Genomic DNA, 14,704 nt, shown 5'->3' with positions numbered 1-14,704 from the left:
CAACATCCAAGGCCGCCCTCGAGGCGGCCTTTTCTTTGTTCGCTATGTCCGGTAAGCCGTGCGCCAACAGGACCCCGTGGGTACCAGCGCCATGAACATGCTGCCAGATGTGAAATCCCTGGAACCGATCGACGATGAGGCCGATGGCGGTTTCCATCCGCTGTTTCGCGACGTGCCGTCCTCGGTCGAGTTCAACAAGCTGCGCAAGCGGCTGTTGAGGCTCACCCGCCAGGCGATCGAGGATTTCGCCATGGTGAAGCCCGGCGAACGCTGGCTCGTGGCGCTCTCCGGCGGCAAGGATTCCTACGGCCTGCTTGCCCTGCTGCTCGACCTCAAATGGCGCGGCCTGCTCCCCGTGGATCTGCTTGCCTGCAATCTCGACCAGGGCCAGCCGAATTTCCCGAAACATATCCTGCCCGACTATCTCAACGCCAACGGCATCGCGCATCGCATCGAATACCAGGACACCTATTCGGTGGTGACCGACAAGCTGCCCGAGGGCAGCACCTATTGCTCGCTCTGCTCGCGGCTCAGGCGCGGCCATCTCTATCGCATCGCGCGCGAGGAGGGGTGCTCGGCGCTGGTGCTTGGCCACCACCGCGAGGACATACTCGAGACCTTCTTCATGAACCTGTTTCATGGCGGTCGCCTTGCCGCCATGCCGCCCAAGCTCCTCAATGACGAGGGCGACGTCATGGTACTGCGGCCGCTCGCCTACAGCGCCGAGGCCGACCTCGAGAAATTCGCCAACGCGATGAAATTCCCGATCATTCCCTGTGACCTGTGCGGCAGCCAGGAAGGGCTGCAGCGCAACGCCATGAAGGCGATGCTCGACGACATCGAGAAGCGCATGCCGGGCCGCAAGGATACGATGATCCGCGCCATGACCAATGTGCGGCCCTCGCATCTCCTGGACAGGAAGCTGTTCGACTTCGCGGGGCTCGCCACGAACCCAGGACAAGACATTTCCGATGACATTTGACGATCACGCGATCGACTGGCTGGCCGACCTTCTCGCCGATGCAGCCAGGGTTGAAATCATGCCGCGTTTCCGGCGGCTGGGCGAGGGCGACGTGCGCCAGAAAACCTCCGCCGCCGACCTGGTGACGGAAGCGGACGTCAATGCCGAGAGGCTGATCACCGCCCGGCTGCGCGAGCGCTATCCAGACGCCATGGTGGTCGGCGAGGAGGCCTGCTCCGACAATCCGGCGCTGCTGTCGGGCCTTGGCGATGCCGCGCTAGCGTTCGTCATCGATCCGGTCGACGGCACTTTCAACTTCGCCTCCGGCGTACCGCTGTTCGGCGTCATGGCCGGCGTCGTCGTTAATGGCGAGACGGTCGCGGGCATCATCCACGATCCGGTCGGCAAGGACTGGCTGATCGGCGCCAAGGGCGCCGGTAGCCATATCCGCCACGCGCATGGCGCGCTGGAGAAGGTTCGCGTCGCGGCGCCGGTGCCGATGTCGCAGATGACCGGCGCCGTTTCCTGGCAGTTTCTCCAAGAGCCTGAACGGTCGCGGCTCGCCCGCAACCAGACCAAGACGCTGTCGCAATTCGCCTATCGCTGCGCGGCGCATGAATACCGGCTGCTTGCGAGCGGTCACGCCCATTTCGTGCTCTACAACAAGCTGATGCCCTGGGATCATCTGGCGGGCGCGCTGATCCATCAGGAAGCCGGCGGCCATGTCGCGCGCGTCGACGGCAGCGTCTATCTGCCCTCGCATGTCGACGGCGGCCTGCTGGTCGCGCCGGACAGAGAAAGCTGGGACGAGCTGCGCCGCGAGCTCTGGGCCGAATAAGGGTAGTCCCGCTGCGTCCACGACCGGCAATCGCCGGCCAGACCGCAATCTAGTGCAGATCGGTGATGTGCCCCGAGACGGGGGGATTGTGGGGCTGGAACATCCTGCCTCGCTCGGCGATCAGGATCATCAGCAAGGCCGCGACCGAGACGCTGCAGAAGCCCGCGGCCAGAGGCGTGACCGTGCCGTTATAGGCCTGGCCGATCGCCGCACCAATGAGGGCGCCGAGAAAAGTCTGCATGAAGCCAAGGATGGACGCCGCCGTGCCGGCGAGCTCGCCGAGCGGCTCCATGGCCAGCGCGTTGAAATTCGCGCCTAGTCCGCCGAACGGCAGCATCGCGCCGGCAAAGAAGGTGACGAAGAGCCAGAGCGGCATCTGCATCTCGAGCGAGACCACCAGCCAGGCAAGGCTGATGCACAGGAAGATGAGCAGCGCGCCCTGCGACAGGCGGCGCATGCCAATTTGGCCGACCAGCCGCGAATTGAGATAGTTGGAGAAGGCGAGTACGCCGGCGACGCCGGCGAAGATCAGCGGGAACAATTCTCCGACATGGAAGACGTCGATGTAGATCTGCTGCGCCGAACTGATGAAGCCGAACATGGCGGCGAAGATGAACGTGCTGGCAAAGGCATAGCAAAGCGTGAGCCGGTTGGTGAGCACGATGCGGAAGCCGCCGAGCACGGATCCTACCGTGAGCGAGCGGCGATATTCGGGATGCAGCGTCTCCGGCAGGCGCAGCAGAGCCCAGGTCGAAACGATCAGCGCGCCGATAGCCATAGTGACGAAAATCCAGTGCCAGCTGGCGAACAGCATGACGAACTGGCCGATGCCGGGCGCGATGACCGGGATGGCCATGAACACCATGAAGATCAGCGACATCACCTCGGCCATACGCCGGCCTTCGAACGTGTCGCGCACGATCGAGACGGCGATGACGCGGGTTGCGGCCGCGCCGATACCCTGGACGAGACGCCAGGTCAGCAACAGGGCGAAACTGGGCGCTATGGCGGCGGCGGCCGCGGCCACGACATAGACGACCAGGCCAAAGACCAGTGGCGCGCGGCGTCCAAAGCGATCCGAAATGGGCCCGAACAAAAGCTGTCCGCCGCCGAAGCCGAGCATATAGGCGGTGATGACATATTGGCGGTGGTTCACGCTCTCGACGCCGAGCGAGGCGCCGATCTGCTGCAGCGCCGGCAGCATGATGTCGATGGCCAAGGAGTTGAGCGCCATCAGCGCTGCGCACAGCGCGATGAATTCCCAGCGCGGAATGGGCAAGCTGCTTGCCCGTTGCGACGCTTCTACCTGCTTGTCCACGGCAAAGTCCGATCTTTCAAACGAACAAGCGCCGGCTGGCCGGCGCGGTTCGTCTCATCCCCGCGATGCGGGTTCATAATGCCGAGGTGGGGGCGCCCTCAGGCGATGCTTGCCGGCCGAAGGTTCGCCTTCGCGCCGGCGAGCAAGATTGAATCAGGCTGCGCCTTTGACGCTGACGCCCTTTTCGACCAGGAAGTCCTGCAACTCGCCGGCCTGGAACATTTCACGCACGATGTCGCAACCGCCGACGAATTCGCCCTTCACATAGAGCTGCGGGATGGTCGGCCAGTTGGAATAGTCCTTGATGCCTTGGCGCAGTTCGGCCGAGTCGAGCACGTTCACGCCTTTGTAGTCGGCCCCAATATAATCGAGGATCTGCACCACCTGGCCGGAGAAGCCGCATTGCGGGAAGCCCGGGGTGCCCTTCATGAAGAGCACGACGTCGTTGCTCTTCACTTCATTGTCGATGTAGTCGCTGATGCCAGTCATGGACAATCCTTTCACGCCTGTGGGAGTCAGGCTCGAAGCATGTCCATCAAATAAACCCATAGGGTGGCTGAAACAAGACGTTAGCCGAGACACTGGCCCAATGGCGCAAGGGATCACGCGATTTTGGGCCAACCCCTAAGCGCGATATCGCTCAGTCCGGGACGCTCGTCTGCAGCGCCAGCGCATGCAGCACGCCGCCCATATTGCCCTTCAGCGCGTCATAGACCATCTGGTGCTGCTGGACACGGCTCTTGCCGCGGAAACTCTCGGCCACCACTTCGGCCGCGTAGTGGTCGCCGTCGCCGGCGAGGTCGCGTATCGTCACCTTGGCGTCCGGAATGCCTTCCTTGATCAGTTTTTCGATGTCGTGGGCATCCATTGCCATGGCAAAATCCTGTCTCGTGCGCGGGCAGCTAGGCAGCACCGGTATGATCTGACTCGCGAGCCTAAAGCCTTTCCGGCCCGGATTGAAGCCGTTCCGTCCGCGACAGCGGCCTAAGAATTGTCCTGCTTCGAATGGACCACGCCGTCTTCGGTGATGTCATCGCGGGTCGAGAAGGCCCGGCCGAGACTGAAAGTCAGTACATAAAGCGGGATGTTGATGAGCAGGCCGACGATCGGAAGATAGCTCGTCATTCGCCAGGCGGACGAGAAGAAGGGTTGGCCATAGCCGTCGCAGACCAGGGACGAGCCATAGTCCCAAGTCGCTCCGATGATCGCGGCAACGACGAAGAGCTTGATGCAGGTCGCGATATGCCGTGCCCGCGCCGGCTCCGGCGCGAGCCTGTCCCACAGCACCAGGCAGACGACCGGAACCGCGTAGATCAGGGTCTGCAAGACGAGCATCGGCAAAGCGGCGTTCGCCGCGGCAAGGAACTCGTCGCGGGTTTCCAGCCGTGGGCACACCTCGCTCGAGGTGGTCGACAGCAACACGAAAACGAAAGGGCCGAGGAACCAGAAGAAGAACAGCGAAGGCCAGAAGACGACTGCGATCAGCGCCTTCGCAGTCAGCCTGGTCAACTGGCCTGGTCCATGAAGCGCGGGAACCAACCTTCATGGGCGGCCTTCAGCTCGCTCACCGGGATCGCACGGGCATCGCCGAGTTTCAGCGTGCTGCCACCCGTGGTGCCGATCCAAGGCGCGAAGATGCCGAGCTTGCCTTGCTCCTCGCAGATTCGGTCCCATTCGCTGCTTTGCGGATCGATCGACAGCGTCAGCAGGTAGCGGCCCTGGTCTTCGCCGAACCAGACCGGGATCGGATCGGTGCCGGTGAGCCCCGGGATGCTGGCGCCGATGCCGGAAGCCATCGCCATTTCGGCCAGCGCTATCGCCAGGCCGCCGTCGGAGATGTCGTGCGCGGCGGTCACGATGCCGGATGCAATCAGCGAGCGCACATGGTCGCCGACGCGCTTTTCATGCGCGAGATCGACCGGCGGCGGCGGACCGTCGGCGCGGCCGTGGAGGTCGCGCATATAGACGGATTGGCCGAGATGACTGCCCCAGCTCGGCGGCGCGCCGACCAACACGATCATCTGGTCCTCAGCGGCAAAGCCGATGCGCGCCATCTTCGACCAGTCGGCGATCAGCCCGACGCCGCCGATGGTCGGTGTCGGCAGGATGCCGCGGCCATTGGTTTCGTTGTAGAGCGAGACATTGCCGGAGACGATCGGGAAGCCCAGCGCGCGGCAGGCATCGCCGATGCCTTTCACGGCGCCGACGAACTGGCCCATGATCTCGGGCCGCTCCGGATTGCCGAAATTGAGGTTGTCGGTGGCGGCGAGAGGCAGCGCGCCGGTGGCGGTCAGGTTGCGCCAGCATTCGGCCACCGCCTGCTTGCCGCCTTCGTAAGGGTCGGCCTCGCAGTAGCGCGGCGTGACGTCGGAGGAGAAGGCGAGCGCCTTGGTCGCATGGCCCTCGACGCGCACCACGCCGGCATCGCCGCCGGGGAGCTGCAGCGAATTGCCCTGGATGAGCGTGTCATACTGCTCCCAGACCCAGCGGCGCGAGGAGAGGTCCGGTCCGCCCAGCATCTTGAGCAGCGCGTCGGCGACATCCGCCTTCGGCGCATCGTTCGCGGCTAGCGGCGCCGGCTTGTTCGCCTCGACCCAGGGGCGGTCATATTCCGGCGCCTGGTCGCCCAGCTCCTTGATCGGCAAATTGGCGACTTCGTCGCCCTGGTGGATGACGCGGAAGCGCAGATCGTCGGTGGTCTTGCCGACAATGGCGAAGTCGAGCCCCCATTTGCGGAAGATCGCCTCGGCTTCCTCTTCCTTCTCGGGGCGCAGCACCATCAGCATGCGCTCCTGGCTTTCCGACAGCATCATCTCATAGGCGCTCAAGCGCTCCTCGCGCACCGGCACCTTGTCGAGGTCGAGCTCTATGCCGAGGTCGCCCTTGGCGCCCATCTCGACGGCCGAGCAGGTGAGGCCGGCCGCGCCCATGTCCTGGATGGCGATGACGGCGCCCGAGGCCATCAGCTCGAGGCAGGCCTCCAGCAGGCATTTTTCGGTGAAGGGATCGCCGACCTGCACGGTCGGGCGTTTCTCCTCGATCTTGTCGTCGAACTCGGCCGAGGCCATGGTGGCGCCGCCGACGCCGTCGCGCCCGGTCTTGGCGCCGAGATAGACGACCGGCAGGCCGACGCCCTTGGCCTGCGACAGGAAGATGGCGTTGGTCTTGGCAAGACCCGCCGCGAAGGCGTTGACCAAGATGTTGCCGTTGTAGCGGGCGTCGAAATTGACCTCGCCGCCGACCGTCGGCACACCGAAGGAATTGCCATAGCCGCCGACGCCCGAAACCACGCCGGCGACCAGATGCCGGGTCTTGGGATGGTCAGGCGCGCCGAAGCGCAGCGCATTCATCGCCGCAACCGGCCGTGCGCCCATGGTGAAGACGTCGCGCAGGATACCGCCGACGCCGGTCGCCGCGCCCTGATAGGGCTCGATGTAGGACGGATGGTTGTGGCTCTCCATCTTGAAGACCACGCAGTCGCCGTCGCCTATATCGACCACGCCGGCGTTCTCGCCTGGACCCTGGATGACCTGCGGACCGCTGGTCGGCAGGGTGCGCAGCCATTTCTTGGAGGACTTGTAGGAGCAGTGCTCGTTCCACATCGCCGAGAAGATGCCGAGCTCGGTGAAGCTTGGCTCACGGCCGACCAGATCCAGAATGCGCTGGTATTCGTCGGGCTTCAGCCCGTGCGCGGCGATGAGCTCGGGGGTGATCGGCACGGAATTGGAAATGGTCATGAGCGGCGATTTTTGTCCGTGGGAGAGGGGAGGTTCTTTGAGTCTCCTCTTATCGCAAGCTTTCGCGCGATACACCCCCACCAGATGGGGAAAACGCCGGAAAACTGCCACTCTGGTGATGCTTAGGGTCGGGGCTTTCAGGCTTGATCAGGAAAAACTGTCGTAGCCGGCGCGGCCCTCGTCGAGCAGGCGGCGGATGACGGCGACGCCGCCGGCGACATCGTTGCTTTGCCGCGGTTGCGATATGCCGAAGCGCACGCCGTGAAAGACCTGCTCGGAGCGCCCGGCCTTGAACTCGTCCTCGTCGTCGATAAGCACGCCTTGCGCCAGGCAGGCGTTCTTGAACGTGCCGGACAGCCACGGGTCCGGCAAGGTCAGCCAGACGAAGGGCACGTTGTCCCTTGCCTTGAAGTCGAACCCCGCCAGCACGTCGCGCACGACAGCGAGGCGCGCCTGGATTTCGGCAATGCAGCGCTTGCGGATATCGCCCGCCTGGCCCGACATCACCAGCCGCGTGCCGACCTCGGCCAGCAGGAAGGGCAGGCCGCCGGTCATCATCTTGTGCGCGACACGGATGCGGTGGCGGTAGGCCGGCGGGCAGGAAAGCCAGCCGCCGCGCACGCCGGCGGCGACCGACTTCGACAGACCGCCGGCGACGATGGTGCGCTCGGGCGCATATTCGGCCAGCAACGGTGTCGGGTCGTCGGTGAGCTCGCCGTAAAGATCGTCCTCGATCAGCGCGACATTGTATTCGCGCGCAATCTTCGCGATCGCCTGCCGCCGCTCCGCCGACAGCGTCACCAGCGTCGGGTTTTTCGCGGTCGGCATCAGGAACATCACTTTTGGATGTTTCTGCGCACAGACGCGCTCGAAATCATCCGGGTCAATGCCGTTGTCATCAGTCGAAACCAGCGCCGTGCGGCGGCCGATCAGCCCGGCGCTGCGGGCGATCTGCGAATAGGTTAGGTGCTCGAAGACGACATAGTCGCCGGGCATGGTCAGCGCCGCGATCGCCGCCATGACCGCGGCATGGGTGCCCAGCGTCGGCACGATCGAATCGGGCGAGGGGCGGAAAGCATTGCGCGCCAACCAGCGGCTTCCAGCCTCGTACCAGCGTTCGGGAAAATCACGCGTGTAGCTCGAGATATCGTAGGGATGTTCCTGCGCGGTACGCGCCAGGATGTCGGCGATCACCGCACCCTGGCCGACATCGGGCGCGGCGGTGCTGTCGAAGCGCAGCTTGCCGCTCGGCGCGTCGATGGGGCGTGTGCCTTGCAAGCCGGGCTCGACATCGGATTTCGGGGTCTCTGTACGCTGGCCGAGCACATAGGTGCCGCGACCGACCTCGCCGCTCACCAGGCCACGTTCGCGCAGCAACTGATAGGCCCTGCCGATGGTGCCGACCGTCGTGCCGATATCGTAGGCGAGGTCGCGCTGCGGCGGCAGTTTTGCACCGGCATCGATGACGCCCTTATCGATATCTGACTCAATGCTGTCAGCAAGACGCTGGTACAGCGGACCGGAGCCAGAGGAGAGGTCAGGGAGCCAATTTGTCATGGTGACAATTTTCTATATTGCACCGCGCGATGAGTCAATCCATATCGAACCGGCGATTGGAAAGGTACAATCGAGACAAGGTAGAACGACAATGGATACAATTGAGACAATTCGCTACGCTCGCCCGGCTTTTGGTGCGCAGGCTGAGCCCTTGGCCCATCGCGGCTTTGTCAGCCGGATGGTGGTCGCGCTCCGTTCCATCGTCACGCAGATCGGCGGCATGCTCGAGCGCCGGCGCGGCCGCCTCGCGCTGCTGGAGATGACGGACGAGCAGCTCAAGGATATCGGCATCTCGCGCTGCGACGCTCATCGCGAAGGCATCAGGTCGTTCTGGGAGTAGTGGCTTATCTTTGGCTCGATCGGACGCGGGTTGCGGGCTTTGCCCGCAACCGGCCGATGCCGTGATCGATCAGCACGGCAAGCACGCTCAATCCGATGAACAGCGCGGTGACGCCCGCAGCCGAAACGGCGACGCTGGCCGCGCCGTTCTTGGCAACGTCGAGGAACGGGTAGGGCACTTCGCCGGCGAAGGGCGCGCGTATCAGCGCGTAGGCGAGATAGGCGAGCGGATAGATCATCCACCAGGAGACATCGCGCCAGCGCGTCGAGCCATCCGCGCCCGCAATGAGCCACCACAGCACGAAGATCAGCGGCGTGACGTAGTGGAGCAGGATGTCGCAAAGCAGGAACAGGCCCTGCGGCTGCCAAAGCCCGGCCAGCACGGTCGCATAGACGATGAAGACCAACGTGATGGCGACCGCGACGCCGGCGCGCATGCGCTGCCCGGCGAAGGCCGGGAACCAGGCATAGCCTGTGGGCGATAGCAGCGAAGCATGCACCATCACGGCGGCTATGTTGGTCAAGATGGTGAAGAAGCTGAAGAGAAAGACAATCGAGCCAAGCAGGCTGCGCCCTGCCGCCATCGACGCCGGAATGGTGATCGCGGCCTGCAGGACGAGCCCGATAAACCCGATAACCAGTCCCGCCTTCTGCAGGAACCGGCTCATGGCAGGTTCACGCGGCTGCCGCGCAGGACGGATTGCCGGCCTGCCAGCGGGCGATGTCGGAACCGATGCGCGCGCCGAGCGGCTCGTTCATCAGCGGCCCGAACACATCGACGCGGCTAGAATTGCCCTGCGCCTGCACGACGAGCAGTGGCTTGCCGCCATAGTGCTTGGCGGGCACAAGCAGGAAGCGCGGCGTGCCGCTGTAGGAATTGAGCTCATTGGCCATCTGGTAGGGCTTGAAGGCCGGATCCTTGCTGGCGATCCAGCATTTGTGCGCCGAGATCGCGACCTGTTCCATCGCCAGCAGCGAGGCGCTCTTGCCCGAGGGAACCGGCGCCGTCTTGGGGCTGGACTGGCAGGACGCCAAGCCGAGCCCGGCGGCGGCCACGAGAGCAAGGCGAGCAATCGTCGGTCTCATGGTCAGTCCGCCCCCGCGTTCCGATAGGATGTTAAAGGATCAAGCCGCGAGGCCGAGCGCGCTTTCGAACAGCGCGCGTCCATCATTGCCGCCATGCGCCGCCTCGATCAGGTTTTCGGGATGCGGCATCAGACCAAGCACGTTGCCCTTGTCGTTGACGATGCCGGCGATGTCGTTGATCGAGCCGTTGGGGTTGGTGCCTTCGGCGTAGCGGAACACGACCTGGCCTTCGCCTTCGAGCCGGGCGAGCGTCTCAGCGTCGGCGAAATAGTTGCCGTCATGATGCGCCACGGGTGAGCGGATGATCTGTCCGGGCCGGTAGCGGCCCGTGAACATGGTGTTGGCGTTGGCGATTTCGAGCTTGACCTGACGGCAGACGAATTTCAGCGAGGCGTTTCGCATCAAGGCGCCGGGCAGCAGTCCCGCCTCGACCAGGATCTGAAAGCCATTGCAGACGCCGATGACGGTGACGCCCTTGGCGGCCTTTTCGGCCACCGCCCGCATCACCGGCATGCGCGCCGCGATCGCGCCGCAACGCAGATAGTCGCCGAAGGAGAAACCGCCGGGGATGGCGATCAGGTCGACATCGGGGATTTCGGTGTCGGTCTGCCACACCGTCGCCGGCGCCTGGCCGGAAATCTTGGTCAGCGCCGCGATCATGTCGCGGTCACGGTTGAGGCCAGGCAGGAGGACAACGGCTGATTTCATTGTCAGGCAATCTCCACCGCGTAATTCTCAATCACCGTGTTCGCCAGGAGCTTGTCGCACATGGCCTTGAGATCGGCTTCGGCCTTGGCCTTGTCGGTTCCGGTGAGCTCGATGTCGAACACCTTGCCCTGGCGAACCTGGCCGACACCGTCGAAGCCCAGTCCAGAGAGCGCATGCTCGATCGCCTTGCCCTGCGGGTCGAGGACGCCGTTCTTGAGGGTCACGGTGATGCGGGCTTTCATCGATACTCCTAAGTGATGGATCAGGCGGTGGACCTGCCATTACCCGGCAGGCCCCGTCAGTATTCAGTGCTTCAGGCCCTTGGGCGCATCGGAAGAGGCGACGAGGACCGGACCCGTCGGGCGCGGCGGCTCGTTCTCGTTGATGATGCCGAGACGTCGGGCGACTTCCTGATATGCCTCGACCAGGCCGCCCATGTCGCGGCGGAAGCGATCCTTGTCGAGCTTGTCCTGGGTGGCGACATCCCAGAGGCGGCAGGAATCCGGCGAGATTTCGTCGGCGACCACGATGCGCATCATGTCGCCCTCGAACAGGCGGCCGCATTCGATCTTGAAGTCGACAAGCTGGATGCCGACGCCGAGGAACAGGCCGGAAAGGAAGTCGTTGACGCGGATGGCCAACGCCATGATGTCGTCGATTTCCTGCGGGCTCGCCCAGCCGAAGGCGGTGATGTGCTCTTCCGACACCATCGGGTCGTCGAGCGCGTCGGCCTTGTAGTAGAATTCGATGATCGAGCGCGGCAGCACCGTGCCTTCCTCGATGCCGAGGCGCTTAGACAGCGAGCCGGCGGCGACATTGCGCACGACGACCTCGAGCGGGATGATCTCGACTTCCTTGATCAACTGCTCACGCATGTTGAGCCGGCGGATGAAGTGGGTCGGGATGCCCATGCGGTTCAAGTGGTTGAAGATGTGCTCGGAAATGCGGTTGTTGAGCACGCCCTTGCCATCGACCACTTCGTGCTTCTTCTTGTTGAAGGCGGTGGCGTCATCCTTGAAGAACTGGATCAGCGTGCCCGGCTCAGGTCCCTCATAGAGGATCTTGGCCTTGCCTTCGTAAATGCGGCGGCGATTTTTCATTTGATTTTTTCTCTGGGTCTGCGGGCAGGCGGCAAGTGACCGGTTCCTGTCCGTCTGCCTAAATTAGTATGGCGACGGCGGTGTTCAATGCCGGTGTTATCGCAATCGCCTGGTTTGCTCAATCGCCAAATCCGGCGAATCAACCGCTTTCGGGACTGAAATGCCGCAGCGCAGCATGCGACGAAGTATATTGACCGGGTCGCGGCCTTTTGATTTGTGCTTGCCCATCACACATATTCACCGCGAACGCGAATCGGATTTGATCGGAGGGACGTCATGAGCAGCATGAAAGACCGCGAAGAGGGCTTTGAGCGCAAATTCGTCTTCGACGAGGAACTTCGCTTCAAGGCCGCGGCGCGGCGCAACAAGGCGCTTGGCCTGTGGGCCGCCGAGAAGCTGGGCAAATCCGGCGCCGATGCCGAAGCCTATGCCAAGGAAGTGGTGGTCTCCGATATCGAGGAGGCGGGCGATCACGATGTCTTCCGCAAGATTCGCAAGGATTTCGATGCCGCCGGCGTCAATCAGTCCGACCATCAGATCCGCCGCACCATGGACGAGTTGATGGCCCAGGCGATCGAGGAGATCAAGAATGCCTGAGGCCGGCCTCTAGCTGGACCAATCGACCGCCCGGCCAAACCGGGCGGTTTTTCTTTGCCTTTGCCGTCGTTTCCGGCTGAAACTGCGGATTGTCACCAAGGAAAGTCCGATGTCGCTCAAATCCCGCCTGGCCGCCGACGAAACGCTGTTCACCGCCTGGTCCGGCGTGCCGGACGCGCTGACGGTCGAAATCATCGCCAAGCAAGGCTTTGACGCCGTCACCCTCGACATGCAGCATGGCGGCCACCACGAGGACAGCGTGCTGCGCGGCCTGGTGCCGGTGCTGGCCGCCAGCAAGCCGGCGCTGGTGCGCATTCCGGTCGGCCGCTTCGACATGGCGAGCCGCGCGCTCGATTTTGGCGCCGAGGCAGTGATCGCGCCGATGGTGAACTCGGTGGCCGACGCCAGGCTTTTCGCCGCGGCGATGAAATATCCGCCGCTGGGTGAGCGCTCCTGGGGCCCGACCTACGCCTTCCCGCGCCACGGCAAGGGCGACCACGCCGAATGGCTGCGCGACTCGAACCAGCGCACCATGGCCTTCGCGATGGTCGAGACGCGAGCGGCGTTCGAGGCGCTCGACGGCATCCTCGATACGCCCGGCATCGACGGCATCTTCGTCGGCCCGTCGGATTTCTCGATCGCCTGGTCGAACGGCACCACCATCAATTCGACGCTGGAAAGCATGATGGAGACGGTCGCTTCGATCGCCGAGCGGACGCGCAAGGCCGGAAAGCATGCCGCCATCTACGTTATCGAGCCGGCAATCGCCGGCCGCGTCGTGTCGATGGGCTATCGGCTGCTGGCCATGGGCTCGGACCACACGCTGATCTCGCTTGGCGCGAAGACCTTGTTGAAGAGCATGCGGGATTCGATCGGCTCTTGAGGTCGGCCTAGGGCTGCTTCAGTTCCGTCAAGAACTTGGCGAAAGTCATCGAACCTTCCGGCCACGGGCCGAAGCCGGCGTCCTGGTTGAGGTGGCCGGCCTCGCCGGCGTCGATGAAGAGCGACCCCCAGGCGGCAGCGATGTCCTCGGCGATCTCGTAGGCGCAGAACGGGTCGTTGCGGCTGGCGATGACGATCGACGGAAAGGGCAGCGGATCGCGCGAATAAGGGCCAAAGGTCATCAGGTGCTTCGGCCTGATTTCCGGGTTCGAGACATCCGGCGGCGCGACGAAGAAAGCGCCGGCGACGGGCTTCTTGAACTGCGGGATGGCCTGCACCGCCGCCGCGACGCCAAGCGAATGCGCGACAAGCACCACCGGCCGCTCGGCCTCGTTCACGGCGTTCGCCACGCTCGCCGTCCAGTCCTCGCGTACGGGTTTGGTCCATTCCGCCTGCTCGACGCGCCGCGCCGTCGACAGTTTCGACTGCCAGCGGGTCTGCCAGTGCTCGGGGCCGGAATTGGTGTAGCCCGGTACGATGAGAATATCTGCGTCTTTGACTTTCATCGGGCCGATGTAGCGAGCGGCCTTCTCACCTGCAACCCTGTCGCCAAAATCGGTGCGATCACAATGGTGAACAACTTGTTCGATTCTTGCCCTCTTGTGTGAACGATAGCAATCGACGATTTGGAGGGGAACAAGACCCGGCGGCCTGCAAATCCCATTTCGGGAAAGGCGTCGCCTGAACGGAGAGTTTGATGAGCGAACTGCCTTTTGCCGCGACCACCCCGGTTAGCGTGTCGCGTGTCGGGTTAAAGGCGCGCGACGCCGAGGGCCTGGCCTCCTATTATCGCGCCGTCGTTGGCCTGCAGGAGTTGAGCCGCGCCGGCGGTGCGATCACGCTTGGCGCCGCCAACCGGCCATTGCTGGTCTTGGAGCCGGATTCTGCGGCCAAGCCGGATGATCCACGCAGCGCCGGGCTCTTCCACACCGCTTTCCTGTTGCCGTCGCGCGCCGATCTTGGCCGCTGGATCAGCCACGCCGCTGCCAACCGCATCGGCATCGAGGGCGCGTCCGACCATCTGGTCAGCGAGGCGCTCTATCTCACCGATCCGGAAGGCAACGGCATCGAGATCTATGCCGACCGACGCCCGCAGGACTGGAAATGGAACGGCGACCGGATCGCCATGGCGACCGAGCGGCTCAACCTGCCGGCGGTGGTGGGCAGCGTGCCGGCGGGCGATGCCGGATGGCAGGGCGCGCCGGAAAACACCATTGTCGGCCATGTGCATCTGCGCGTCGGCCGGCCGGAAGATGCGGAGGCCTGGTGGCACGAGCAGTTCGGCTTCGACACCGTCGCCAAATATGGCAGCCAGGCGGTGTTCCTGTCGTCCGGCCATTACCACCACCATATCGGCGCCAATGCCTGGCAGAGCGCCGGCGCGGGAAGGCGCGATCCGTCCCGCTCGGGCTTGGCCTGGGTCGAGATGCGCTCGGATAATGTTCAGGAGGAGATAAGCCGTGAGGATCCTTGGGGCACGGTGATCAGGACTGTGCCGGGGAAGGCTTGATGGGGCGCTAA

The 14,704-nt window shown here is 63.9% G+C and carries 18 protein-coding genes; 6 read left to right on the top strand and 12 right to left on the bottom strand.

Features of this window, described 5'->3' with window-relative positions; all coding sequences use genetic code 11:
* The first annotated feature begins 97 nt into the window (after nt 1–97).
* Together ttcA and EN852_RS10490 are read left to right on the top strand one after the other, a co-directional pair.
* The gene (gene ttcA / locus EN852_RS10495; protein WP_189545851.1) at nt 98–982 is read left to right on the top strand and encodes a tRNA 2-thiocytidine(32) synthetase TtcA; all 885 of its coding nucleotides are present in this window, start codon (nt 98–100) and stop codon (nt 980–982) included.
* A complete protein-coding gene (locus tag EN852_RS10490) occupies nt 972–1,799 on the top strand; it encodes an inositol monophosphatase family protein (protein ID WP_127875096.1) in 828 nt (275 codons plus the stop codon). The genes ttcA and EN852_RS10490 overlap by 11 nt, the downstream gene beginning before the upstream one ends.
* 49 nt (nt 1,800–1,848) lie before the next feature.
* Here the strand turns inward: EN852_RS10490 and EN852_RS10485 are convergent, their stop codons facing one another.
* The 6 genes from EN852_RS10485 to EN852_RS10460 form a co-directional block, all read right to left on the bottom strand.
* Nucleotides 1,849–3,117: a multidrug effflux MFS transporter gene (locus EN852_RS10485; protein WP_127875097.1), complete on the bottom strand. Its 1,269-nt coding sequence runs from the start codon at nt 3,115–3,117 to the stop codon at nt 1,849–1,851.
* A 153-nt stretch (nt 3,118–3,270) separates the two neighbouring features.
* Entirely contained in the window at nt 3,271–3,606 is a 336-nt protein-coding gene (gene grxD / locus EN852_RS10480; RefSeq protein ID WP_040981263.1) for a Grx4 family monothiol glutaredoxin, read from the bottom strand.
* A 151-nt stretch (nt 3,607–3,757) separates the two neighbouring features.
* Nucleotides 3,758–3,991: a BolA family transcriptional regulator gene (locus EN852_RS10475; protein WP_006206026.1), complete on the bottom strand. Its 234-nt coding sequence runs from the start codon at nt 3,989–3,991 to the stop codon at nt 3,758–3,760.
* 110 nt (nt 3,992–4,101) lie between these two features.
* Entirely contained in the window at nt 4,102–4,626 is a 525-nt protein-coding gene (locus tag EN852_RS10470; RefSeq protein WP_127875098.1) for a hypothetical protein, read from the bottom strand.
* Nucleotides 4,623–6,854, bottom strand: a complete 2,232-nt coding sequence (gene purL / locus EN852_RS10465; protein ID WP_127875099.1) for a phosphoribosylformylglycinamidine synthase subunit PurL — start codon at nt 6,852–6,854, stop codon at nt 4,623–4,625. Before purL ends, EN852_RS10470 begins: the two co-directional genes overlap by 4 nt.
* A 147-nt stretch (nt 6,855–7,001) precedes the next feature.
* Nucleotides 7,002–8,411, bottom strand: coding sequence for a PLP-dependent aminotransferase family protein (locus EN852_RS10460; RefSeq protein WP_127875100.1), 1,410 nt, complete (start codon nt 8,409–8,411; stop codon nt 7,002–7,004).
* 91 nt (nt 8,412–8,502) lie between these two features.
* On the opposite strand from EN852_RS10460, the gene EN852_RS10455 reads away from it, so the two are divergent.
* The gene (locus EN852_RS10455; protein ID WP_127864032.1) at nt 8,503–8,751 is read left to right on the top strand and encodes a DUF1127 domain-containing protein; all 249 of its coding nucleotides are present in this window, start codon (nt 8,503–8,505) and stop codon (nt 8,749–8,751) included.
* 4 nt (nt 8,752–8,755) lie between these two features.
* On the opposite strand, the gene EN852_RS10450 is transcribed toward EN852_RS10455, so the two are convergent.
* The 5 genes from EN852_RS10450 to purC form a co-directional block, all read right to left on the bottom strand.
* Complete coding sequence (locus EN852_RS10450; protein ID WP_127875101.1) at nt 8,756–9,418, bottom strand: Pr6Pr family membrane protein; 663 nt, start codon at nt 9,416–9,418, stop codon at nt 8,756–8,758.
* A 7-nt stretch (nt 9,419–9,425) separates the two neighbouring features.
* The gene (locus tag EN852_RS10445) at nt 9,426–9,836 is read right to left on the bottom strand and encodes a hypothetical protein (protein WP_127875102.1); all 411 of its coding nucleotides are present in this window, start codon (nt 9,834–9,836) and stop codon (nt 9,426–9,428) included.
* A gap of 39 nt (nt 9,837–9,875) precedes the next feature.
* The gene (gene purQ / locus EN852_RS10440; protein WP_127875103.1) at nt 9,876–10,544 is read right to left on the bottom strand and encodes a phosphoribosylformylglycinamidine synthase subunit PurQ; all 669 of its coding nucleotides are present in this window, start codon (nt 10,542–10,544) and stop codon (nt 9,876–9,878) included.
* 2 nt (nt 10,545–10,546) lie between these two features.
* The gene (purS, locus tag EN852_RS10435; protein WP_040995386.1) at nt 10,547–10,786 is read right to left on the bottom strand and encodes a phosphoribosylformylglycinamidine synthase subunit PurS; all 240 of its coding nucleotides are present in this window, start codon (nt 10,784–10,786) and stop codon (nt 10,547–10,549) included.
* Between the two features lie 63 nt (nt 10,787–10,849).
* Entirely contained in the window at nt 10,850–11,644 is a 795-nt protein-coding gene (gene purC, locus EN852_RS10430) for a phosphoribosylaminoimidazolesuccinocarboxamide synthase (protein ID WP_042644540.1), read from the bottom strand.
* A 276-nt stretch (nt 11,645–11,920) separates the two neighbouring features.
* Here purC and EN852_RS10425 point away from each other — a divergent pair, with 276 nt between their 5' ends.
* Both EN852_RS10425 and EN852_RS10420 read left to right on the top strand, forming a co-directional pair.
* Nucleotides 11,921–12,241, top strand: a complete 321-nt coding sequence (locus EN852_RS10425) for a DUF1476 domain-containing protein (RefSeq protein WP_095818554.1) — start codon at nt 11,921–11,923, stop codon at nt 12,239–12,241.
* Nucleotides 12,242–12,350: 109 nt separating this feature from the next.
* On the top strand, nt 12,351–13,124 hold the full coding sequence (locus EN852_RS10420; protein ID WP_127875104.1) for an HpcH/HpaI aldolase/citrate lyase family protein: 774 nt from the start codon (nt 12,351–12,353) through the stop codon (nt 13,122–13,124).
* A 7-nt stretch (nt 13,125–13,131) separates the two neighbouring features.
* Here EN852_RS10420 and EN852_RS10415 read toward each other — a convergent pair whose 3' ends face one another.
* On the bottom strand, nt 13,132–13,689 hold the full coding sequence (locus EN852_RS10415) for an alpha/beta hydrolase (RefSeq protein WP_127863762.1): 558 nt from the start codon (nt 13,687–13,689) through the stop codon (nt 13,132–13,134).
* Between the two features lie 191 nt (nt 13,690–13,880).
* On the opposite strand from EN852_RS10415, the gene EN852_RS10410 reads away from it, so the two are divergent.
* Nucleotides 13,881–14,693, top strand: coding sequence for a VOC family protein (locus EN852_RS10410; protein WP_127875105.1), 813 nt, complete (start codon nt 13,881–13,883; stop codon nt 14,691–14,693).
* Nucleotides 14,694–14,704: the final 11 nt, after the last annotated feature.

It is taken from the genome of Mesorhizobium sp. M2E.F.Ca.ET.209.01.1.1 (assembly GCF_004010375.2).
Lineage (GTDB): Bacteria > Pseudomonadota > Alphaproteobacteria > Rhizobiales > Rhizobiaceae > Mesorhizobium.
Note: the sequence above shows the minus strand (reverse complement) of the source record. Positions and strands in the feature narration are given on the sequence as shown.

Bases quoted from the DNA above. Each gene is read 5' to 3' on its own strand.
- grxD (WP_040981263.1), bottom strand. From the start codon at position 3,606: ATGACTGGCATCAGCGACTACATCGACAATGAAGTGAAGAGCAACGAC.
- purL (WP_127875099.1), bottom strand. From the start codon at position 6,854: ATGACCATTTCCAATTCCGTGCCGATCACCCCCGAGCTCATCGCCGCG.
- EN852_RS10415 (WP_127863762.1), bottom strand. From the start codon at position 13,689: ATGAAAGTCAAAGACGCAGATATTCTCATCGTACCGGGCTACACCAAT.
- purQ (WP_127875103.1), bottom strand. From the start codon at position 10,544: ATGAAATCAGCCGTTGTCCTCCTGCCTGGCCTCAACCGTGACCGCGAC.
- EN852_RS10455 (WP_127864032.1), top strand. From the start codon at position 8,503: ATGGATACAATTGAGACAATTCGCTACGCTCGCCCGGCTTTTGGTGCG.
- EN852_RS10475 (WP_006206026.1), bottom strand. From the start codon at position 3,991: ATGGCAATGGATGCCCACGACATCGAAAAACTGATCAAGGAAGGCATT.
- purC (WP_042644540.1), bottom strand. From the start codon at position 11,644: ATGAAAAATCGCCGCCGCATTTACGAAGGCAAGGCCAAGATCCTCTAT.
- purS (WP_040995386.1), bottom strand. From the start codon at position 10,786: ATGAAAGCCCGCATCACCGTGACCCTCAAGAACGGCGTCCTCGACCCG.
- EN852_RS10450 (WP_127875101.1), bottom strand. From the start codon at position 9,418: ATGAGCCGGTTCCTGCAGAAGGCGGGACTGGTTATCGGGTTTATCGGG.
- EN852_RS10445 (WP_127875102.1), bottom strand. From the start codon at position 9,836: ATGAGACCGACGATTGCTCGCCTTGCTCTCGTGGCCGCCGCCGGGCTC.
- EN852_RS10490 (WP_127875096.1), top strand. From the start codon at position 972: ATGACATTTGACGATCACGCGATCGACTGGCTGGCCGACCTTCTCGCC.
- EN852_RS10410 (WP_127875105.1), top strand. From the start codon at position 13,881: ATGAGCGAACTGCCTTTTGCCGCGACCACCCCGGTTAGCGTGTCGCGT.
- ttcA (WP_189545851.1), top strand. From the start codon at position 98: ATGCTGCCAGATGTGAAATCCCTGGAACCGATCGACGATGAGGCCGAT.
- EN852_RS10420 (WP_127875104.1), top strand. From the start codon at position 12,351: ATGTCGCTCAAATCCCGCCTGGCCGCCGACGAAACGCTGTTCACCGCC.
- EN852_RS10425 (WP_095818554.1), top strand. From the start codon at position 11,921: ATGAGCAGCATGAAAGACCGCGAAGAGGGCTTTGAGCGCAAATTCGTC.
- EN852_RS10460 (WP_127875100.1), bottom strand. From the start codon at position 8,411: ATGACAAATTGGCTCCCTGACCTCTCCTCTGGCTCCGGTCCGCTGTAC.